This is a genomic window from Anaerobacillus alkalilacustris (assembly GCF_001866005.1).
In the GTDB taxonomy this organism is placed as follows: Bacteria; Bacillota; Bacilli; order Bacillales; family Anaerobacillaceae; genus Anaerobacillus; species Anaerobacillus alkalilacustris.
Genome location: NZ_MLQR01000001.1, coordinates 486,852 through 508,743 on the forward strand (window position 1 = coordinate 486,852; position 21,892 = coordinate 508,743).

At 34.9% G+C, this 21,892-nt stretch carries 18 protein-coding genes; 16 read left to right on the plus strand and 2 right to left on the minus strand.

The annotated features are described in order from the left end of the window. The first annotated feature begins 19 nt into the window (after positions 1-19). The 3 genes from BKP37_RS02545 (at position 20) to BKP37_RS02555 (ending at position 4,436) form a co-directional block, all read left to right on the plus strand. Positions 20-1,024, plus strand: a complete 1,005-nt coding sequence (locus BKP37_RS02545; protein WP_071308130.1) for a DUF3231 family protein — start codon at positions 20-22, stop codon at positions 1,022-1,024. Between the two features lie 438 nt (positions 1,025-1,462). Continuing rightward, positions 1,463-2,920, plus strand: a complete 1,458-nt coding sequence (locus BKP37_RS02550; protein WP_071308390.1) for an IS1182 family transposase — start codon at positions 1,463-1,465, stop codon at positions 2,918-2,920. A gap of 721 nt (positions 2,921-3,641) precedes the next feature. Continuing rightward, a complete protein-coding gene (locus tag BKP37_RS02555) occupies positions 3,642-4,436 on the plus strand; it encodes a DUF6612 family protein (protein ID WP_071308131.1) in 795 nt (264 codons plus the stop codon). Between the two features lie 85 nt (positions 4,437-4,521). On the opposite strand, the gene BKP37_RS02560 is transcribed toward BKP37_RS02555, so the two are convergent. Further along, on the minus strand, positions 4,522-5,772 hold the full coding sequence (locus BKP37_RS02560) for an EAL and HDOD domain-containing protein (RefSeq protein ID WP_071308132.1): 1,251 nt from the start codon (positions 5,770-5,772) through the stop codon (positions 4,522-4,524). A gap of 346 nt (positions 5,773-6,118) precedes the next feature. Here BKP37_RS02560 and BKP37_RS02565 point away from each other — a divergent pair, with 346 nt between their 5' ends. From BKP37_RS02565 to yugI, 11 genes are all read left to right on the plus strand, one after another. Beyond that, positions 6,119-6,376, plus strand: a complete 258-nt coding sequence (locus tag BKP37_RS02565; protein WP_071308133.1) for a DUF3006 domain-containing protein — start codon at positions 6,119-6,121, stop codon at positions 6,374-6,376. A 165-nt stretch (positions 6,377-6,541) separates the two neighbouring features. After that, a complete protein-coding gene (locus BKP37_RS02570; RefSeq protein ID WP_071308134.1) occupies positions 6,542-7,012 on the plus strand; it encodes an S-ribosylhomocysteine lyase in 471 nt (156 codons plus the stop codon). Positions 7,013-7,928: 916 nt separating this feature from the next. Next, on the plus strand, positions 7,929-8,753 hold the full coding sequence (locus BKP37_RS02575; protein WP_071308135.1) for an electron transfer flavoprotein subunit beta/FixA family protein: 825 nt from the start codon (positions 7,929-7,931) through the stop codon (positions 8,751-8,753). Positions 8,754-8,756: 3 nt separating this feature from the next. After that, the gene (locus BKP37_RS02580) at positions 8,757-9,788 is read left to right on the plus strand and encodes an electron transfer flavoprotein subunit alpha/FixB family protein (protein ID WP_071308136.1); all 1,032 of its coding nucleotides are present in this window, start codon (positions 8,757-8,759) and stop codon (positions 9,786-9,788) included. Next, entirely contained in the window at positions 9,781-11,076 is a 1,296-nt protein-coding gene (locus BKP37_RS02585; RefSeq protein WP_071308137.1) for an FAD-dependent monooxygenase, read from the plus strand. The genes BKP37_RS02580 and BKP37_RS02585 overlap by 8 nt, the downstream gene beginning before the upstream one ends. After that, complete coding sequence (locus BKP37_RS02590) at positions 11,076-11,354, plus strand: ferredoxin family protein (RefSeq protein WP_071308138.1); 279 nt, start codon at positions 11,076-11,078, stop codon at positions 11,352-11,354. Before BKP37_RS02585 ends, BKP37_RS02590 begins: the two co-directional genes overlap by 1 nt. A 152-nt stretch (positions 11,355-11,506) precedes the next feature. Next, a complete protein-coding gene (locus BKP37_RS02595; protein ID WP_071308139.1) occupies positions 11,507-12,019 on the plus strand; it encodes an Lrp/AsnC family transcriptional regulator in 513 nt (170 codons plus the stop codon). Beyond that, positions 12,016-13,191, plus strand: a complete 1,176-nt coding sequence (locus BKP37_RS02600; protein ID WP_071308140.1) for an aminotransferase — start codon at positions 12,016-12,018, stop codon at positions 13,189-13,191. The genes BKP37_RS02595 and BKP37_RS02600 overlap by 4 nt, the downstream gene beginning before the upstream one ends. Before the next feature lie 413 nt (positions 13,192-13,604). Beyond that, the gene (locus BKP37_RS02605; protein WP_071308141.1) at positions 13,605-14,747 is read left to right on the plus strand and encodes a DEAD/DEAH box helicase; all 1,143 of its coding nucleotides are present in this window, start codon (positions 13,605-13,607) and stop codon (positions 14,745-14,747) included. Between the two features lie 580 nt (positions 14,748-15,327). Beyond that, positions 15,328-17,247 (plus strand): tetratricopeptide repeat protein, encoded by a 1,920-nt coding sequence (locus BKP37_RS02610; RefSeq protein WP_071308142.1) that lies wholly within the window; start codon positions 15,328-15,330, stop codon positions 17,245-17,247. 341 nt (positions 17,248-17,588) lie between these two features. Further along, positions 17,589-18,002: a S1 domain-containing post-transcriptional regulator GSP13 gene (gene yugI, locus BKP37_RS02615; RefSeq protein WP_071308143.1), complete on the plus strand. Its 414-nt coding sequence runs from the start codon at positions 17,589-17,591 to the stop codon at positions 18,000-18,002. Positions 18,003-18,650: 648 nt separating this feature from the next. On the opposite strand, the gene BKP37_RS02620 is transcribed toward yugI, so the two are convergent. After that, positions 18,651-18,878, minus strand: a complete 228-nt coding sequence (locus BKP37_RS02620) for a DUF378 domain-containing protein (protein WP_071308144.1) — start codon at positions 18,876-18,878, stop codon at positions 18,651-18,653. 266 nt (positions 18,879-19,144) lie between these two features. On the opposite strand from BKP37_RS02620, the gene BKP37_RS02625 reads away from it, so the two are divergent. Beyond that, positions 19,145-20,311 carry an iron-containing alcohol dehydrogenase gene (locus tag BKP37_RS02625; RefSeq protein WP_071308145.1) on the plus strand — a complete coding sequence of 389 codons (1,167 nt, stop codon included), beginning with the start codon at positions 19,145-19,147 and terminating at the stop codon, positions 20,309-20,311. 197 nt (positions 20,312-20,508) lie between these two features. Beyond that, positions 20,509-21,864 (plus strand): glucose-6-phosphate isomerase, encoded by a 1,356-nt coding sequence (locus BKP37_RS02630; RefSeq protein WP_071308146.1) that lies wholly within the window; start codon positions 20,509-20,511, stop codon positions 21,862-21,864. The last annotated feature ends 28 nt before the right edge of the window (positions 21,865-21,892 follow it).

The following is a 21,892-nucleotide window of genomic DNA, read 5'->3' on the forward strand; positions in this document are numbered from 1 at the left end:
TAAAAAGGAGTTGGAGTGATTGAATGTAAATAAAAACAGTTTAAGTTCATCAGAACTAGGCGTACTTTGGTTAATATATCAACAAAAAACCCTCATCTTAAGAATGTTGGAATACTTTTTAGAAAAATCCGATAACCAACAAGCTAAAAATATTATGGGTGGGGTATGGCAAGAATTAGACCCTCTTGTTGAAAAAGTAAAACGGACATTCGAAGAAGACGGGGCAGTTGTTCCTGTTGGCTTTACAAAAGCTGATATTAACCTAGAAGCTCCTAAATTATATGATAACGGTTTCGACATTTTGTTTTTACGTGTATTCAAGGAGATAAGTATGGGAATGTACTCCATTTGTTTAAATATGTCTTATCGTGAAGATGTTATTTCTATATTCGAAAATTTCAGTTCACTAACCCAAAAAACTTACAAAATCTCTACCCAATATCTTTTGAAAAATGGATTACTTAGTTTACCGCCTAAAGTAACGATGCCGGTTACGACTGAGTTCATTCAAAGCAAAGAATACTTAAAGGGATTTCGTCTATTCAACGATAAAAGAGCATTAAACGACCTTGAAATTGGTATCATGCATCATGGTATTGAATCGAATCTAATTGGACTTCAGTTAATTACAGGCTTTGCTCAGTGTACCAACAACCAAGATGTAAAAAAATATATAAAAAAAGGAATGGAACTAGCCAAGAAACAGATCAAAATGTATGAAGACGATCTTCTCAATAATAATGTCCAACCTTCTGCCGCTGTTGGAAGTACGGTTACAACTTCAACAATCGCTCCGTTTAGTAATAAATTAATGATGTACTGCATCTACCTTTTAAACGGATTTGGTATGGTAGGTAGCAGTTTTGGAACAATGTTTACGTTAAGAAACGATCTTATTATGGACTCAGGAATGACCGCAAAAGACATTTTATTGTACTCAAACGAAGGGACAAAGCTAATGATTAAAAATGGATGGTTTGAAGAACCTCCACAAAGTGAAGATCGTGTAGGTTTAACAAAATAATCCTAAACCGTTTAATGAACTCTTGACTCAGTAAATCATAAAATGAATAAAAAAGTGAACATACATCATCGGGAGGGCACTGAAAAAGTCCCTTTCAAACTCAAAAGCACCCTTTCCTTCTATTTTATGAAGGAAAGGGTGCTTTTTTGTCGAATTATTTTATTAACAAATAAGAAGTGGGTGTTAACGATGATTCCAAATCAACAAGCAATGAGTTTAAGCCCTTATATGGCACTATATGATATAATCGTGCCCAAAGATAACATGCTTCGAAAAATTAATGAACTTATTGATTTTTCCTTTGTATATAATGAACTTAANGAGGGCACTGAAAAAGTCCCTTTCAAACTCAAAAGCACCCTTTCCTTCTATTTTATGAAGGAAAGGGTGCTTTTTTGTCGAATTATTTTATTAACAAATAAGAAGTGGGTGTTAACGATGATTCCAAATCAACAAGCAATGAGTTTAAGCCCTTATATGGCACTATATGATATAATCGTGCCCAAAGATAACATGCTTCGAAAAATTAATGAACTNATTGATTTTTCCTTTGTATATAATGAACTTAAGGGCAATTATTGTCACGACAATGGAAGAAATGCTGTTCACCCAATTCGTATGTTTAAATATTTATTTCTAAAATCTATCCACGATTTATCGGACGTCGACATAGTAGAACGTTCAAAGTACGATATGTCGTTTAAGTACTTTTTAGATATGTCCCCTGAGGATNAAGTCATTGATCCNAGTTCTTTGACTAAGTTCCGTAAACTGCGTTTAAAGGATGTAAATCTTTTAGACTTACTTATAAATAAAACCGTAGAAATTGCGATTGAGAAGGAAATCATCAAAAGTAATTCTGTTATCGTTGATGCGACCCACTCGAAGGCTCGATATAACCAAAAGTCTCCAAAAGAAATATTAATGGAAAAATCTAAGTTGCTTCGAAAAGCTATTTACCAAGTTNATGAAAATATGAAGGATCAATTTCCATCCAAATCTAATACAGATGTACTNGAGGATGAAATTGTATATTGTCAGAAGCTTATGGAGGTAGTTGAAAAAAATGAAGTAATCCGTGAGTATCCCAAAGTAAAAGAAAAGGTGAATCTATTAAAAGAAACACTCGAAGATATGAATGAACAACTCNAAACATCCAATGACCCTGATGCACGTGTCGGCCATAAGACAGCGNACTCTTCATTTTTTGGCTATAAAACACATCTTGCAATGAGTGAAGAAAGAATTATCACAGCTGCAGTTATTACAACGGGAGAAAAAAATGATGGGAAGCATTTAGAAACTTTAGTTGAAAAAAGTAAAGGGGCTGGATTCGAAGTAAAAGCAATAATTGGTGATGCAGCGTATTCGGAAAAAGGAAATATTGAATATGCTAATACGAATGAAATACATTTAGTAGCTAAATTAAACCCCTCTGTAACACAAGGATTTCGCAAAAAAGAGGATGAGTTTGAATTTAATAAAGATGCGGGTATGTATGTTTGTAAGGCAGGTCATCTTGCAATAAGAAAAGCTAGAACTGGAAAAAAAGGCGTAGCTACCAATCAAGCTCATACCTACTACTTTGATATCGAAAAGTGTAAGCAATGCCCTTTTAAAGACGGGTGTTATAAGGAAGGGGCTAAAAGTAAAACTTATTCTGTCACGATTAAATCAGACATACACACAGAACAAATAAAGTTTCAAGAGAGCGACTATTTTAAAGAAAAGTCGAAAGAGCGCTACAAAATAGAAGCTAAAAATAGTGAATTAAAACATAGACACGGGTACGATGTTGCAGAATCCNCGGGTCTAATTGGCATGCAACTGCAAGGGGCAATGGCTATTTTCACAGTGAATGTGAAAAGAATATTGACACTAATGAACAAAAAATAGGGATACAAATTATCGAATAACACAAAAAGACAGCTCCGAAATTCAAAATAATGAATTTGGGCTGTCTTTTTTACTCTGTTAATTTCTAAGACTTTTTAAAAACGTAAGTTTTTCAGTGGTCTCTATCGTAGGGCTGTCTTTTTTACATAATCAGAATTTATAAATTTCTAACTTGCAAACTGTCTAGCGCAAGCAGCCTACGAGATCGGTCACTTCAGTCAAGTTACTGACTTAAATGTCTTCTTGGATTACTTCTTGAATATGCTCCATGCTACTTTGCTCCTGCGATTACTCGTCGCACGAAAAACAATTGCTCCTGCGATTACTCGTCGCACAAAACACTGCTTCGAGGAAGCCTACTTCAAAGCTATGCTAGAAGACGCTAAAAGCACGTAGGAAGCCAAAGAGCGGCTTCTGTCAAAGGTCGCCCCAGTGAAGCTACTACGTCTGTGTATTCGGTTACGTGAGACTCACTAAAGACTTTATCCCACTCTTAGGGGCAGTAATCCCCTCGCCTCAAAACTTAAGCAATTGAAAGTTTAGGTGGGAGATGAAGGAAAAGAACGAACGATTGATTTTCAGTCACTATATCAAACACTTCTTAGAATTGGCACTTGGCCCTTAGCTTTACAGTACTGTAAAGTAAGTCTCCGAAATAATTTGAAACTTTTGGAAATGAATAGCGTAAGTATTATAGGAGTCAAAATATTGGAGGGATGTTATGCTTAAGAAGTTTAAATCAGTTGTTGTAGTCATTGTACTGGTCATAGTTTTGGCTGCTTGTAATAGTCAGAGTTCGGGAACTTTAAGGAGTGCTGAGGATGTACTAAAAAAATCTTTGCAGGTAATGGAAGAACTAAATAGTTACTCCATGAAAATAGAGAGTGAACAGACGATGACAATAAATGAAGAAGAAACGGTTCAAATGTATTTAACTATAGATGCTGAGATGACTCAAAATCCTTTAGCATATTATCAAAAAATGGTCATGGAAACAGATATGGAAATGATGGGCGCATTTGAAACTGAGATGTATTTAGTAGAAGAACGTATTTATATGTATGAACCGATGACAAATGAGTGGTTTGAGTTACCGATAGAGTTAACAGAAGAGCTTGGTGCGATATCAGAAATACAAATAAGCCCTGAACAACAATTAAATTTGTTAATGAGTTTTATCGATGAGATCGATTTGACAGAATCAGGTAACGAATATGTACTAAAGCTTACTGGTGAAGGTACAGAATTTCTTGAAATTGCTAAACTTTTTGGTGGGGTAGGGACTGAATATTTTGAAGAAATGTTAGAGCTGTTTAGTCATCTAGAATTAAATAACATAGAGTATGAGATTTTTATTGATAAAGAAACGTTGTACCAAACAAGACTAAATATGATTATGGAAATGGAAATGGGAGTCGATGACGAGATAGTTCATACTGTACAGACAATGAGTGCAACAATATTTGGGTATAATGAAGTTGATGAAATCGTACTTCCTGAAGAAGTAATTAAATAGTTTAAACTAATCAGTGGGGACTTATATCCCCACTGATTTTAGGTAAAAGTATATGGTATTAAATGAAAGGTACTTTACATAAGAATTACTTAGAAATTGCCTTCTCACTATCGTATTCATTATCTAGATTACTATTAATTTTTGTTGCCCACAAAATAGCATCCTCGTAATGTTTAGATAAATTTTTAGGAGCAACGATGGGAGCGATCAACTTTAGTTTGCTCCAATCGGCCATTTCAATTGCAACAATCAAATCTAATAATAGATTATATGGGCTTTGATAACCGAGTAATGCATATTTTATATCATCAGATAAAGGTAATACTTCAAGAGTTTTTTCTAGTGGTTGTTTTAATATTACGTCTAATAATGAAAACATCCCTAACATAAAACATTCTGATTTTTTCGTATTACCATATAACTTTTCACCTAAAGCTTCACACAATTTTGCTCTAGTTAATGATCTTAGCAAAAGTTCATTAGAAACAGAAGAACTATCTTTTTGCTTACTTAAAGAGATAATGGCAATTAAGTTGATTAATTCATTAATTCCTAAAGTTAAGATTGCTTGTTTAATTGAAGTAATTTTTATACGTGTAAAATAATCCATGGTGTTAACAATTTTTAATATTTTATAGGAAAGGGAAAGATCACACTCGATTATTGCTGTAAGCTTATCAATGGACGGTTCGGGACTATGCAATTCATTTAATAGACCTAAATAATTGTTCGTATAAAAAGGAACATCTTGAGTAGATAAAATGACGGGCTTACTAAAGAAATACCCTTGAAATAAGGCATAACCTTCCATTAATGCGCGATTAAATTCATCTCTTGTCTCAACTTTTTCGGCAAGTAGAGTAATGTTATTGAATTGGGCAATATTTTGAATGATCTTTCGTTGGGCGTAAGAAGTTTGACCAAAATCAACCTTTATTATGTCTGCATAAGTAACTAAACTTTTATTAATATCTTTAAGAAAAAAGTCGTCAAGTGCAATAGTATAACCTAGTTGTTTAAATTCACTTATAGCATCAATTATTTCAGCATCGCCTTCCACGTCTTCGAGGATTTCAATAATAATTTTTTCAGGAGAAAAAAGACGTGGTACACGTTTTATGAGTAGGTTTCTAGTAAAGTTAATAAATAATTTTTTTCCATTAGAAATTTTTTTGTTGCCAATGCCAATAAAACTATTTAACAGTAGTTCAATAGTTGCTACATCACCGTCAATTTTAGTAAAGTCGTTGTTGTGACTATTTCGATATAAAAGCTCGTATCCTATTACTTCTTCAGTTTTTGTTAAAATTGGCTGTCTAGCAACGAAAATCTCCATAGTTCACCTCTTGCTTTTTATTTTATCTATATTTTACCATATGTGTATATGAATGCTAACTGATATTAGTAAATTAGTATTGAAAACAAAGTGGAAATAGGTATAAAGATCTAATTTAATATATTATGCAATAAAAAAACTGAAAATTGGTTTAAAGTTGTATGAAAGGAGTGAATTTCATAATGCTATTAATCGAGTGACAGTATACTACCTAGTTAGTTAATATCGCACTAATTTAACCAAATATAGGTTTATGAGGTTCGTTTTTGGTAATTATGAAATCACTCATTTAAAGAAATTTTAAGTAGGACCACGTGTAAAATTGAAACTCTGGAGGTGGTAATCCATGAAAGGGATTATTGATCGAATCTTAGATGGTAAATGGGCAGTTATACTAGTGGGAAAAGATGAGACTGAATACAATGTACCAATTGAAAAGCTGCCACTGAAGGCGAAAGAAGGAAGTGTTGTTTCTGTAAAACTAGAAGGTAATGTAGTTGTTTCAATGAACCTTTTAGAAGATGAAACAAATTCTCAAAAAAATATAATCAATGATAAAATGAATTTGTTAAAATCTAGGCAGCGAAGCAATTTTAAACGTTAAAATTATTATTAGTTAGGATAAATACATGAACTTTTTAGCTTCTTTGAAGTAGGTTATACTTCTATCTTTTGTATGTGTTATATTCAGTTTATTTAGACAAATCTAAATAGTTGCTATATAATAAATACTTATTGATATTTCATGTTGAAAGGAATGGGATGACAAATGCCTTCAGTCGAAAGTTTTGAATTAGATCATAATCTTGTAAAAGCTCCATTTGTGAGACATTGTGGAGTTCATAAAATAGGTACAGATGGTGTTGTGAATAAATTTGATATACGTTTTTGTCAGCCTAACAAACAAGCGATGAATCCAGGAGCTATTCACACGCTTGAACATTTACTAGCAATTAACATTCGTAGATTCACAGAAAAGTATGATCACTTTGATGTGATAGACGTATCGCCAATGGGATGTCAAACAGGCTTTTATCTTATTGTAAGTGGCGAACCTTCTATCGATGAAATTATTGATGTAATGGAGGCTGCTTTAAATTATAGTCTTGAAATAGAAGTAGTTCCTGCAGCTACAGAAAAAGAATGCGGTCAAGCAAAGCTTCATGATTTAGATGGAGCCAAAAAGCTAATGAAATATTGGTTAACACATGATAAAGAAACATTACGTACTGTATTTTAAAGATTAATATTACTAAGAAGTTCATTCAGCTAAGATATTTTTCTTAGTTCTGAATGAACTTTTTTTGTAGTAGAAATAGATAATAAATAGTAGAGTATCGAGGTTAATCAAACTGATTTGTACTTAAGGGTCATAGACCCCCACCTCTAAGCGTAGCGTAGGTGGGAACTTCCATTCAGGTGGAGTTGAGACTCCATCTAAATTTCTCGAAGCTAGAACGAGTTCTCTTAGCTGATTGGTAGTACAAAAAAATTCTTCTTACATTTAATTTTCTAAGCATACTGGTAGTTTTTTGTTCATATTATGTTCAATATGTGACGGATACGAAAAAGTACTGGTAACCTCACTAATAAAAATAAAAATTTCAAAATGAAGAATTAATTATTTTAAGAAAGTAATAAAGGTGTCGGACAGGTAAGGGGAACTAACAGTACGGCTCTTTTGAACTACTTAATTGTTAAATATCACTATACCAAAGTAAGGAAAAATAGAATTCAGTGTAAAATTATACAAAATGTGGTTGTTCAAAATCAATTATTTTGGTATAAATAAACTAAGAAATCGCTTTCATTGTATCAAGTTATTTTTGTTTGAAAGCAAACATTATCCTCTATTCAACACCACAACTAACTTCTTAGTATGATACTAGAATGATAGACTTACAGAAATTAGAAACAAGTTCGTCACAATTAGTGTCAAAGCTTTTTTATTTTCATCAAGTAAGTGAATGATTGAACTTACTTATTGCTCCACAGAAGATATTCAATGTTTTTATTATTTCATTCACTCATTAGTAATTATCGTTTAAGAAAATAGTGGTGTTAAAAGCAATTACATATGCTTTTCGTATGTAGACCAATATTTTTCTAAACATAAAAATTTAATAATAAAAAGTATACGTTAGGAGTGGGAAGCAATGCACATTGTCGTCTGTATTAAGCAAGTACCCGATACTAAGATAATTAAAGTAAATCCCAAAACAAACACACTAGATCGATCAAGTGCTCCAGCTATTTTAAATCCGTATGATGCCCATGCGGTTGAAGAGGCTGTTCGCCTGAGAGCAGAGTATGGTGGCAAGGTTACAGTACTTTCCATGGGGCCACCACAGGCTGTAAATGCTATTAAAAAATGTATAGAAATAGGAGCTGATGAAGGGGTGTTAATTTCTGACCGTGCGTTTGCAGGTGCAGATACGTTAGCCACTAGTTACGCTCTTACAAAAGCAATTGAAAAAATTCAAAAACAAGAACCGATTGATTTAGTACTTTGTGGAAAACACGCTATTGATGGTGATACAGGTCAAGTTGGTCCTGGTATTGCTCGACGAATGGAAATTCCACCAATTACAAATGTATTAAAAATTGAAAACGTTAAAGTAAACGAAGGGAAGGTTGAAATACGCCGCAAAATTGAAAATGGCTATGAAATTATTCAATCAACTACTCCTTGTTTATTAACGGTAGAGAAAGAAATAAATGAAGTTTCTTACTCGCCACTTCCGAACATGATTAGAGCTGCTAGATATAAGCCGACGGTTTGGACAGTTGCAGATCTTGATGACGTAGACCGAAAACAGTTAGGGATTAAGGGATCTCCGACAATTGTAGGAAAAATGTGGCCGCCAGCTAAGAGTGAAGGGGCAAAGTTAATTGAAGGTGATGCAAAATCTCAAGTTAGTCAACTTGTTTCAATAGTTCTAGAAAAACGTGAACTATTCGCACAGAAAGGCGGGAAGTAAACGATGAACACAGAAGAATACAAAGGTGTCTGGGTATTTATTGAACAAATTGAAGGACAAGTGGTTGGAGTTTCATTAGAACTTCTTGGGGCAGGACGTGCGTTAGCGGACAAACTTGAAGTAGATCTATGTGGAGTATTACTAGGGTCTAATGTAAAAGAACTTTGCCCGCAGTTATTCGAATATGGTGCAGATAAAGTTTATGTGATTGATGATCCAATACTCGATAAGTATCGTTCTGAAACTTATATGAAGGCAGTAGGTGATCTTGTTCGTAAATATAAACCTGAAATTTTCCTATACGGTGCTACAGCTAATGGAAAAGATTTAGCAAGTGCTGTTGCTACAGAGGTAATGACTGGTTTAACAGCAGATACAACGATGCTTGATATTGATTTGGATAAACGTTTATTTGAAGCAAGTCGTCCAGCATTTGGAGGAAACATTATGGCGACGATCCTTTGTAAAAAGCATCGCCCACAAATGGCAACCGTTCGTTCAAAAGTAATGAAAGCGTTAGAACCACAACCAGGACGTACAGGTGAAGTCATTGAGGAGACGATTAGTTTAAAAGAAGAAGATTTACGTACAAAAGTATTAGAAATTGTACGTGACACTAGTAAAAAAGTGAACTTAGCAGACGCAGATATTATTGTAGCAGCTGGTAAAGGAGTGAAAGATGCCGCTGGCTTTAAACTAGTTTGTGATTTAGCAGACGCATTAAATGCAACAGTTGGAGCAACACGTGACGTGGTGGAAGCTGGATTAATCGGGCATTCACACCAAATTGGTCAAACAGGTGAAACAGTCACACCAAAGCTTTATTTTGCTATTGGTATTTCTGGAGCGGTCCAGCATGTTGTAGGTATGAACAACTCTGAAACGATTATTGCTATTAACAAAGATCCAGATGCACAAATTTTTAATGCTTCACACTACGGAGTGGTCGGGGATTTATTTGAAATCGTTCCATTGTTAACTGAAGAATTCAAAGCAGCGTTAAATGATGTTGGAGGTGTCAAAACTCATGCCTGAACAATTTGATGTAATCGTCGTAGGTGCTGGACCTGCTGGTGCAGCCTGTGCAAATATTTGTGCTCAAAATGGATTAAAAGTAATGATGATTGAACGTGGTGAATATCCAGGTTCTAAAAACGTAATGGGTGGAATTTTATATCGAAAGCAAACAGAAGAAATTGTACCAGAGTTTTGGAAGGAAGCTCCGATTGAAAGGCCAGTGGTTGAACAACGCTTTTGGTTTTTAGAAAAAGAGTCTATGATGTCTATGGGCTACAAAGGAAAAGAGTGGGCCCAGGAGCCTTACAATAACTTTACAGTACTACGTGCGCAATTTGACCAATGGTTTGCGAAAAAAGCTGTTGAACAAGGTACACTATTAATTAATGAAACCGTCGTATTAGAGTGTATTCAAGAGAATGGAAAAGTGGTAGGTGTTCGAACAGACCGCCCAGATGGTGATATTTATGCAAATGTAGTTGTTTTGGCAGATGGGGTAAACTCATTACTTGCTAAATCACTAGGTTTCCATAAAGAGTTTAAGCCTGACGAAGTAGCCCTTTGTGCAATGGAAGTATTGAATATGCCAAAAGGAAAGATTAACGATCGCTTCAACCTAGAAGGGAATGAAGGATGTTCAGTTGAAATCTTTGGTGATGCCACACATGGACAATTAGGTACAGCATTTATGTATACAAATAAAGATAGCATTAATATCGGGGTAGGTACCACTCTTTCAGGAATGATTAGGGCAAAAGTAAAACCATACGAGTTGTTAGAGTATGTAAAAAATCATCCGATGATCCGTCCTTATATTTCAGACGGTGAGCCGGCAGAGTACTTAGCTCACTTGATCCCAGAAGGTGGTTATCATGCTATTCCGAAGCTCGTAGGTGATGGTGTTCTTGTTATTGGTGATGCAGCTCAATTAGTTAATGCGATTCACCGTGAAGGATCCAATATGGCGATGGCTTCAGGTAAAATGGCAGCAGAGGCTATCGTTAAGGCTAATGAAAAGAAAGACTTCTCAGAGGCATCATTAGATTCCTATCGTACTAGTATTTATGATAGTTTTATAGGAAAAGATTTAAAGAAATACAAAGACCTTACTCATACGTTTGAGGCAAACCCTCAGTATTTAAATGAGTATATTCCTTTAATGAATCGTGCGGCGAGCCAGTTCTTTACCATTGATGGGACACCGAAAAGAGAAAAACAATCGCAAATTATGAAATCTTTCACAGCAAACCGAGGTAAGTTAGGTGTCGTAAAAGATATTTATCAAGCTTGGAAGGTGATGAAATAATGGCGAAAACAATTGAAGAAAAACAATATCTAGTTCGATATAAAGCAGACAAGAAATCCCATTTAACCATTTTAAACCAAGAAGAATGCGCCAAGTGCGAAGGGCAAGTTTGTACATTATTTTGCCCAGGTGAAGTTTATAAGTGGGAAGGAGACCGAATGTTTGTAGGTTACGAAGGCTGTCATGAATGTGGGAGCTGTCGCATCGGATGTCCGAGTGATAATATTAAATGGGAATATCCATTAGGTGGACATGGCATAGTGTTCCGATTGGCTTAATAATAGTTGCGAACCTTGAAGAACTTTTGAAAGTTCCTCAAGGTTCTTTTTAAAATATAATCAACAAAAGTTCTGAATTTATAAATAATAATTTCCATTGAGTACTTTACTTATGATATGATAAACTGCATAAATGAATTTTTTTAGGATAAATGCAAGGGGGATTTTCTTTGGAAGCTAAAGAGCGAGAAATCTTACAACTAATTGAAGAAAATGCAAGGATAGCAGTAGACACATTAGCAAAAATGGTTGACTTATCGATAGAAGAAACTCAAGCAATTATTAAAAAGTTAGAAGACCAAAAAGTTATCTTAGGTTATTCTGCGGTTATTGATTGGACAAAGGTTAAGACGACTGAGACAGTAACGGCAATGATCGATGTGAAAGTGACACCAAAGCGTGGGGTTGGTTTTGATGATGTTGCTGAACGAATATATCGTTTCCCAGAAGTTCGTGCACTGTATTTAATGTCTGGTGCTTATGACCTTTCTGTAGTGATTGAAGGAAAGACAATGAATGAAATTGCGCGTTTTGTCTCAGATAAACTCTCTACCATTGATTCGGTTATCTCAACTACAACACACTTCCAGTTAAAAAAATATAAACATGATGGGGTTGTGTTTAGCGATGGTGAAGAAGATCGTAGGATTGTGATTACGCCATGACATCAAAGGTAAAAGGCAACATCAGAACTTCTAAACTTGTAAATGAAATTCAACCATCAGGCATTCGTAAATTTTTTGATTTAGCATCATCAATGGATAACATTATTTCTCTTGGGGTTGGTGAGCCAGACTTTGTTACCCCATGGGCAACTCGTGAAGCGTGTATTTCTTCTTTAGAAAGAGGCTACACAGCTTATACAGCTAACGCAGGTCTTTTGGAGCTAAGAGTTGAAATTTGTGAGTATATGAAGAAGCAATTTCAACTATCTTATGATCCTAAAAATGAAATTATCGTTACTGTAGGTGCTAGTGAGGCTTTAGATATCGCTTTACGTGCTATTGTTGATCCAGGAGATGAAGTCATTGTCGTTGAACCGACTTTCGTCTCTTATGCACCGTTAGTGACTCTAGCTGGTGGAAAGTCGGTTTCGGTAGGGACGACAGTAGAAACAAATTTCAAACTAACTCCTGACCAACTACTAAAGGCTATTACACCACGAACGAAGGCAATTATGTTAAGTTTCCCGAATAATCCGACAGGGGCAACGATGACGAAGGAAGAACTAGAAGCAATTGCAAAAATCGTAGAAGAACATAATTTGATCGTTTTATCAGATGAAATCTATGCAGAATTGTCGTATGACAATAAACATGCGAGTATTGCTAATATCGAAGGAATGAAAGAGAGAACAATCATTATTTCAGGTTTTTCAAAAGCATTCGCGATGACAGGTTGGCGCTTAGGGTTTGTAACTGGACCTAGTGATATCGTAAGCGCAATGCTGAAAATTCATCAATACACATTAATGTGTGCTCCTACAATGGCTCAGTATGCTGCCGTTGAAGCATTACAAACTGGTATGGAAGATGTAAATAAGATGGTGCAAAGTTATAAACAGCGCAGGAATTACTTTGTAAAGTCATTCGAAGAAATCGGACTTCCTTGTCATGTACCAGGTGGAGCTTTTTATGCGTTTCCATCAATCAAAGATACAGGGCTAACATCAGAACAATTTGCAGAACAACTGTTAATATCTGAACGAGTGGCTGTAGTACCAGGACATGTTTTTGGTAGTGGTGGTGAAGGGCATATTCGTTGCTCCTACGCAACCTCACTAGATAATTTAAAAGAAGCAGTTACTAGAATTGGACGTTTCTTGGAGAAACTATAATTTAGGAGCGATTAGCATTTTTCGAGCTAATCGCTTCTTTGTGTGTTTTGATTTTTTCGAAGGACGTCTCTCCGTAAGTGAAATCATATTTTCGATAAGTAAATAAGGGATTTGCAAAGTGAAAAGTAAATTCCAGAAACTAACTTCCAAAACGTATAAATAAAGCAAAAGTTATTCAATACTAACGCCGGGATACAAAAAAAGCGAAACTATAAAAGTTTCGCTAAAATAGGGGGAATACTAAATTGTATACATCTATATCTTTTCCGGAAATTAATTATTTAAACATTAAAATATCATAAATTTTTGAAATTTATGATATTTTTACTGTAATATTTAAACAAATTTGTTCTTTTACTTTGTTTTCTGTATAGTAACAAGTAGAATGAACATTGAATTGAAAGGTGAATGAGATGGAGAAAGAGTTTGAAAAGTTAGAAATTGCCCCGTTTTTATTAAAAGGGTTAGAAAAAATGAATATTACGACACCGACACAAATACAACAAGAGGCGATCCCTACTATCTTAAAAGGTGAACATGTAGTTGGCCGTTCTAAAACGGGTTCTGGAAAAACATTAGCATTTTTACTTCCATTGCTATCAAAAGTAGATGAAGCCAATAAAGAATTGCAAGCAATGATTTTAGCACCGACTCATGAGCTAGCAATGCAAATTTATCGAGTGGTAGAGGAGTTAGTAACAGAAACGAACATTCAAATTGATGTGTTCATTGGAAGTGCCAATATTAAAAGGCAGCTTGATAAATTGAAAAAGCAAAAACCACAAGTGGTTGTTGGAACACCAGGGCGCATTCTTGAACTTGCTCAACAAAAAAAACTGAAAATTCACCAATGTAAAATGGTGGTTGTTGATGAAGCGGATCGTATGTTAAAAGAGAGAGAAACGAGACAATCGTTTGTTGAAATCTCCAAGCGGATGGATAAAGAAACAAACTATATGTTTTTCTCAGCAACCATATCTGATGAATTAAAAACAGATATTGAAGCTTTAATTAGAGCAAATGTAACACTTATATCTAGTGATGAAAAAATAGAGGCAGAAAAGGTACAACACGAGTTCATTAAATGTGACGATCGTGATCGAATAGATACGGCAAGGCGCCTTATTCATAGCTTAAAAGTAACACGAGGAATTATTTTTGTGAATCACTTAGATAAAGTGGTAGAAACGACCAAGAAACTGCAGTATAAAGGTATAAAGGCAGCTGCCCTCTCAAGTGAAAGTGATAAACAACAAAGAGCTCAAGTAATTCACCAACTTCAAAATGGGGAAATACAGGTTGTCGTAGCATCTGATTTAGCAGCTAGAGGTCTAGATGTTGATGATGTAACACATATTATCAACCTTCATCCACCTGTTGATGAGGACGCTTATGTTCATCGTGCTGGTCGAACTGGGAGAATGGGCAAGTTTGGTGCAGTCCTTACATTGGTTACGCCTAAAGAATTGTTTATTATTGATAAATTTCAGAAGAAATTAGGCATAACAATCACAGAAAAAAAATTAGCATACGGAAAACTTTATAATAAAGCTTAACTTTCATTCAGGGGGGATTTTTACATCCCACGCGGATTGAAACATGCGATCTTTAGGGCGGCTTATTCTCCACCAAATTTTTCTCTTTAATTTTGAGGTGGCGGTTTTGCTGCCCTACATATCTTCTGAAAAATTGTAATAAATAGAATAAACTTCGATAGAGTTGATGAATCCGAACTCTATTTTTTTTTATAATCAGAATTTATAATTTTCTAACTTGGAAACTGTCTAGTGCAAGCAGCCTATGAGCTCGGTCACTTCAGTCAAGCAACTGACTTCAATTACCTCTTTAAATCCTTCGTTGATTAACTTTATGCAGCTTTGCTCCTGCGGTTACTCGTCGCACGGAAAACAATTGCTCCTGCGGTTACTCGTCGCACGGAAAACAATTGCTCTTGAGCAAACGAAGTGGCACAGGAGCAGCTGCTCGTAACCAAGGCGCTTGCGCATTTCTTTAAAGAACAACTCTATTTGTTTTCGCTAATTAGCGGATAATAAAATTAAGTTGGCTAGAAGTTTAAATTTGTATTATGATATATAGTTGGTAGAAAGTATTGGGCGGAAAAAGGAGTTAACAACTATGAAGAAAAATCATGTGATAAAGAAAAAAATTAAGACATCATCGATAGCTAATACATTAGAGCGGCTAAATCAATTTCAAACGAAACAGCCACAAAAATTTAAACAAGTGTTTGATTATTATCAAAAAGGTCAGAACGAGTTAAATCATGGGTTAGTTCACCAAGCAAAAGATAGTTTCGAAGCAGCATTACGTATTTATCGCGAATACATACCAGCTCAAAATTATTTAGCGGTTATCCATGGTTTACTAAATAATTATCTTGAAGCATTAAAAATTGTGAAACAAGTTATAAGACTCGATGATAAGAATGTTTTTGCTTATATCCAGGGAGCAATTTTTCTCTATCGACTAGATCGTAAAAAAGAAGCAGAAGCATATTCACAAAGAGCGTTACATTCATTCCATGAACGTGAGGGGCATGATTCCTATACTGATTATGATCTACTTCAAAAGTTGGTTGAAATGCTCTCTGTACTAAGGGAAGATGAAACTTTATCAAAGCTTTACCATGAACGAAAAAGTCAATTATCACCAATGTCTTTATATCGTTCGGCATTATCTTTAAGTAATGAAGGCCACTACGATGAAGCTAGAGTAGCTTTTCAAACGATATATGATCATACACCTATCAAAGAACAAGTAAGGTTATTAGATAGAAGTTTAAAGCTCTTTGTGGAAGTAGGGATACCAGTACCATTACTATTTGCTGAAGAGGAAGAAGGTTTTAAACTGACTATGGCAGTCGCTTCATTATTTGATGGTGAAGAAACAAAAAAACAAGCTAGTTTTAATTACATAAAAAATAATGAAAGCGTAGAGATGAAAGAATTAATAAAACGTTTACTCAAAACAAATAAGCTCGAAGATTGGGTGAAAAAGTCGCTACTTTCTATACTGGCGGATTTTGGGGAGGCAATGGAACCTATTACCGTTTTATTAGATGGCGAAATTCAATTAATATCACTGCAGCCCGTGGAGTTAACTTTAAACGAAAATTTAGGTGAAGTTTTCTTAAAAGGGAAAGTTAAAGCTTCAGAAGGAAGTTATCTTGATGCAATTGACCTCTTTACTAAAGTGAAAAGTGAAGCTCCAACCTATTTACCTGTATACCTACAGTTGGCTAATACTCATCTGAAAATTAAGGAATTTGAAAAAGCGAAAACCGCTCTTGATGAAGCCAAAAATATTGCTCCGTTAGCATCTGTATTTTTAGGTTACAGCAAATATTATTTCGATATTGGCGATATGACAAGTGCAATGGAACACGTAAGCCAATTTGATACACGTGAATTAGAGAACAAAGAAGATATTTTTGAAGCTGTTTTACTCAAAATAAAAATAACTACGGAGTTGACGGATAAGACAAGAGCAGTAGATGTGTTAAAAGAAGAAAAGGAAAAGTTTGAATTAGTATTAGATGGTTGGAAAGAGTTCGAAATGGACTTAAATAATTTAATATCTAAAGAAAAGCCGAAAGTTGAAGCGGTTGAACCGGTAAATATTAGACAAGTAGCCGTGACAGAACCACTAGATTTACTTGAAATCTTCGAACGATATACAAAGGATAAACTTATTTCAATAGTGAAATTTTATAAAATTAGAGGTTATTCTAAGTTAAATAAAAAAGATCTTATTTCACTTATTATAAAAGAGGTTTATGAAAATAAATTATGGAAAACATCTCTGACACAAAAAGAACTGTCGTTATACAATAGCTTAGCGGAAAAAGGTACATCCCTTTCTGAGGAAGAGGTTGTGAAACATAGTGCTACTGATGCAAATTTATTTTTTATCGAACTTAGAGATAACACAGACTTTAACGATATGAAATCCGATCATGGTAGCCTATTACTAAAAGGTGCGTTAATAGCTACACTCAATGATGAAAAGGAGTGGCAACTCCAATTAGTGAGATAAATTTTATAGTAAATGCAAAGAATCAACGTTATATTCCTTTATGCTAGTTAAAAATCACATGTTTTCAGCTGGGTTCGACCTTATTTTCCTGGGAAACCTGTAAGATGATGGTCATTTATTTAAACTATATGTTAGTAAATTTCATAAATAGCTTATTTTTGCTACTATGCTACTAAATGTTGTTGGGTGAAGAACATTTTCAACAACATTTAGTTTTATATAGCTCCATTTTGGTAATTATAAAATTCACTTTTTGGAATAACTACTATAAGAACAATCTTTGTTTATTCAATCGATCTATGCTATACTTAGTTAGTTAAAAAAATTTAGGAGTTGTTTTTATGTCAGATCAATTTGAAGTTGGAAGTGTAGTTGAAGGTAAAGTTACAGGAATTAAGCCTTTCGGAGCATTTGTTGCTATAAACGAAGAAAAACAAGGTTTAGTTCATATTTCACAAGTTGCTCACGGGTTTGTAAAAGATATTAACGAACACCTATCAGTTGGTGATGAAGTTAAAGTTAAAGTAATGTCTATAGACAGCGAAACAGGGAAAATTTCATTATCTATTCGTGAAACAGTACCAGCACCAGAGCGACCAGAAGCGAAACCACGTTTTGATAAACCGAAAAAGGTAGAAGCTAAAGTAAGTCAAGAAAAGAACCAAGGTTTCAATACACTTGAAGAAAAGTTAAAAAGCTGGTTAAAGCAATCAAACGAAATTCAAGCTGACCTTAACAAACGTACAAAAAAATAAATAAAATGGGCAATCGATCATTCGGTTGCTTTTTTATTATTATCAGAATTTATAAATTTCTAACTTGAAAACTGTCTAGCGCAAGCAGCCTACGAGCTCGGTCACACCCAGTCAAGCAACGGACTTCAATTACTGCTTGAGATCCTTCGTCGATTAGCTTCATGCAGCTTTGCTCCTGCGGTTACTCGTCGCACAAAACACTGCTTCCAGGAAGCTTGCTACGAAGCTATGCTAGAAGACGCAGAAGCACGTAAACGTAAGAAGCCAAAGAGCGGCATCTGTCAAAGGTCGCCCCAGTGAAGCTACTGCTTGGATTACTTCGAAGCTGCTTTGCGACGAGCAAACGGAGTGGCACAGGAGCAGCTGCTCGTGACCAAGGCGCTTGCGCTTTTCTTGTTTGGTATGTAAGCTTTTTAGTTCCTAAGGTCTTCAATTTAATATCGGATCCATTGGAACAAAATGGTGATAAATAAATTGCTGTCGAACGGTAAAAGTCTTTTACAAATTCTTCATGAAGTAAACATTTCTATGGAAAAATTGACAAATTATTCCCCTGGAAATGAAAAAAAGCTGACTGAAAGTATACCATTACAAACACAGTTACAATGTAAATGGACAATTTCAGTCAACCTCATGTTGAAAGATGGATTACCTTTCTGGCTGTGGGCTTCTTTCTAATTCCTCATCAGGTTTAAATAGGATGGAAATACAGTATAAGCCAGCAAGTCCAACTAGTGCATAAATAAATCTAGAAAATCCTGCTGCTTGCCCTCCAAAGATAGCAGCAACTAAATCGAAGCGAAAGAACCCAATTAAGCCCCAGTTTATAGCACCAATAATCGCAAGAACTAAAGCAAAACGTTGAATTCCACTCATTTCTTTCACCTCCTTAAGCGGGGGATAAGTAAATTTAGAAGAACCTACCTTCGTTAATAGGTATTAGTTTATCTTGTATTATCTATTTTAAACATGGATGATAGTACAAGAATCCTAACATCTTCTACTGTTAGAATGACAAATAATTGCGTTATTTATACATTTATTAATTGAAAATAGAAAAAAATGTATGTAGAAAAAGTGCTTTCGCTTTACGAATGAGTTTAGAAACGTACATAATAAAATGGAAAGGGTGTGGATAAGAGATGGAAAATTTTATGTTTCATAATCCGACAAAGTTAATCTTTGGGAAAGGGCAACTTCAGCACATTAAAACTGAGGTTCCTAAGTATGGCGATAAGGTACTTTTAGTTTATGGCGGTGGCAGTATTAAACGGAATGGGTTATATGAGAAGGTAATCCAAGAATTAGAAACTATTGGTTCAGTGGTTTTTGAGCTTGGTGGAGTTGAACCGAATCCACGCCTTACGACTGTACATAAAGGCATAGGAATTTGTAAACAAGAGGAAATTCAATTTATTCTAGCCGTAGGTGGTGGAAGTGTTATCGACTGCACGAAAACAATAGCGGCTGGGGTGAAGTATGATGGCGATCCTTGGGATATCGTAACAAAAAAACATCTGCCAACTGATGCTCTTCCATTTGGAACAGTCTTGACTTTAGCGGCTACAGGATCAGAAATGAACTCAGGATCTGTTATCACAAACTGGGAAACAAAAGAAAAGTACGGTTGGGGAAGTCCACATGTGTTTCCGAAATTTTCTATCTTAGATCCTGTAAATACTTTTACTGTACCAAAAGAACACACTGTGTATGGAATAGTCGATATGATGACGCATGTTTTAGAACAATATTTTCACCCTGCTACAAATACACCGTTACAAGAAAGAATGTGTGAATCTGTTTTATTAACAGTTATTGAAGCAGCACCACAACTTATTAATCATCTCGACAGTTATGAATTACGTGAGACAATTCTATTTTCAGGTACAATTGCTTTAAATGGCTTTCTACAAATGGGAGCTCGAGGAGATTGGGCATCGCATAATATTGAACACGCCATATCAGCTGTTTACGACATCCCACATGCAGGAGGTTTAGCAATTATTTATCCGCAGTGGTTACGCCATGTGAAAAGTCTTAGTATACGAAAATTAAACCAGTTAGCAATTCGGGTGTGGAACGTAGACCCTATTGGAAAAGCAGAAGATGAAATTGCAGAAGAAGGGATTGTGAGATTAGAGGAGTTTTGGAGAAGTATTGGAGCACCTAGTAAATTAATCGATTATCAAATTGATGACTCAAAGATTGATTTAATTGCTGATAAAGCAATGGCTAGAGGTGAGTTTGGAAATTATAAAAAATTAAATAAAGATAATGTAATTGAAATTTTAATGAGATCGTTATCATAACAATACTCTAGAACATCGGCTAACTTAGTCCGGTGTTCACTATATTTTTATATTTCTCAAGTGATAGCGCTTACATCGAAAAAGTAACTTGATTTGTTTGTCCTATTTTAATAAAGTGTAGATGAAGAGTTTTCTTAGTTTAAGACATTTTAGCTTTATGGAAAAACTAAAATAAAAAATTCGGGAGGTTTTAATTAATGAGTGAAAAATTGCAATTTGATTACTCCAAAGCTTTAGATTTTATTCAAGAACATGAGGTTACATATTTACAAGATGCAATTACTACAGCGCATACAGCATTACATAATAAAACAGGAGCAGGTAATGATTATCTCGGTTGGATTGATCTCCCAGAGAACTATGACCGCCAAGAGTTTGCACGTATTAAAAAATCAGCAGAAAAAATTAAGTCTGATTCAGATGTATTGTTAGTAGTTGGAATTGGTGGATCATATTTAGGAGCACGTGCAGCAATTGAAGCATTAAATCATACATTTTATAACGTTTTAACAAAAGAAGAAAGAAAAACACCTCAAGTAATCTTTGTAGGTCATAACATTAGCTCTACTTATGTGAAAGATTTAATGGATCTTCTTGAAGGGAAAGATGTTTCTGTAAATGTTATTTCAAAATCAGGAACGACAACTGAACCTGCCATTGCCTTCCGCATCTTCCGTTCTTACTTAGAGAAGAAATATGGTGTAGAAGAAGCCCGTAAGCGTATTTATGCAACAACTGATAAAGCTCGTGGTGCACTAAAAACATTGGCAACTGACGAAGGTTATGAGTCATTTGTTGTTCCAGATGATGTTGGTGGGCGTTTCTCAGTACTTACTGCTGTAGGATTATTACCAATTGCAGTTAGTGGTATTGATATTGATGCATTGATGCAAGGTGCTGCTGAAGCTCGTACAGATTTAGAAAATCCAGACTTAAATACAAACATTGCATATCAATATGCTGCAGTTCGAAATGCTTTATATAATAAAGGGAAAACTATTGAGTTAATGGTTAACTATGAACCAGCTCTTCATTTCGTTGCTGAATGGTGGAAGCAGCTTTATGGTGAAAGTGAAGGGAAAGATCAAAAAGGTATCTTCCCAGCTTCAGTTGATTTCTCTACAGACTTGCATTCTATGGGGCAATATGTTCAAGATGGTCGTCGCGATCTTTTCGAAACAATTCTTCATATTGAAAAAGTAGAAAAAGAAATTGTTATTGAAGAAGCAGCAAGTGATTTAGATGGATTAAATTACTTAGCAGGAAAAACAATGGACTTCGTAAATAAGAAAGCCTTTGAAGGAACAATGCTTGCTCATACAGATGGTGGGGTACCGAACTTAATCGTTTCTATTCCAGAATTAAATGCTTATCACTTTGGTTATTTAGTATACTTCTTTGAAAAAGCATGCGCAGTTAGTGGATACCTGTTAGGTGTTAACCCATTTGACCAGCCTGGGGTTGAAGCTTATAAGAAAAACATGTTTGCGCTTCTTGGAAAACCAGGATTTGAAGAAGAAAAAGCAAAATTAGAAGCACGTTTAAATAAATAATAAAAATAAAGCCAGTTCCTAAATAAAA

Coding starts and splice junctions, on each gene's coding strand:
- BKP37_RS02555 (WP_071308131.1), top strand. CDS start 3,642: ATGCTTAAGAAGTTTAAATCAGTTGTTGTAGTCATTGTACTGGTCATA.
- BKP37_RS02560 (WP_071308132.1), bottom strand. CDS start 5,772: ATGGAGATTTTCGTTGCTAGACAGCCAATTTTAACAAAAACTGAAGAA.
- BKP37_RS02565 (WP_071308133.1), top strand. CDS start 6,119: ATGAAAGGGATTATTGATCGAATCTTAGATGGTAAATGGGCAGTTATA.
- BKP37_RS02570 (WP_071308134.1), top strand. CDS start 6,542: ATGCCTTCAGTCGAAAGTTTTGAATTAGATCATAATCTTGTAAAAGCT.
- BKP37_RS02575 (WP_071308135.1), top strand. CDS start 7,929: ATGCACATTGTCGTCTGTATTAAGCAAGTACCCGATACTAAGATAATT.
- BKP37_RS02580 (WP_071308136.1), top strand. CDS start 8,757: ATGAACACAGAAGAATACAAAGGTGTCTGGGTATTTATTGAACAAATT.
- BKP37_RS02585 (WP_071308137.1), top strand. CDS start 9,781: ATGCCTGAACAATTTGATGTAATCGTCGTAGGTGCTGGACCTGCTGGT.
- BKP37_RS02590 (WP_071308138.1), top strand. CDS start 11,076: ATGGCGAAAACAATTGAAGAAAAACAATATCTAGTTCGATATAAAGCA.
- BKP37_RS02595 (WP_071308139.1), top strand. CDS start 11,507: ATGCAAGGGGGATTTTCTTTGGAAGCTAAAGAGCGAGAAATCTTACAA.
- BKP37_RS02600 (WP_071308140.1), top strand. CDS start 12,016: ATGACATCAAAGGTAAAAGGCAACATCAGAACTTCTAAACTTGTAAAT.
- BKP37_RS02605 (WP_071308141.1), top strand. CDS start 13,605: ATGGAGAAAGAGTTTGAAAAGTTAGAAATTGCCCCGTTTTTATTAAAA.
- BKP37_RS02610 (WP_071308142.1), top strand. CDS start 15,328: ATGAAGAAAAATCATGTGATAAAGAAAAAAATTAAGACATCATCGATA.
- yugI (WP_071308143.1), top strand. CDS start 17,589: ATGTCAGATCAATTTGAAGTTGGAAGTGTAGTTGAAGGTAAAGTTACA.
- BKP37_RS02620 (WP_071308144.1), bottom strand. CDS start 18,878: ATGAGTGGAATTCAACGTTTTGCTTTAGTTCTTGCGATTATTGGTGCT.
- BKP37_RS02625 (WP_071308145.1), top strand. CDS start 19,145: ATGGAAAATTTTATGTTTCATAATCCGACAAAGTTAATCTTTGGGAAA.
- BKP37_RS02630 (WP_071308146.1), top strand. CDS start 20,509: ATGAGTGAAAAATTGCAATTTGATTACTCCAAAGCTTTAGATTTTATT.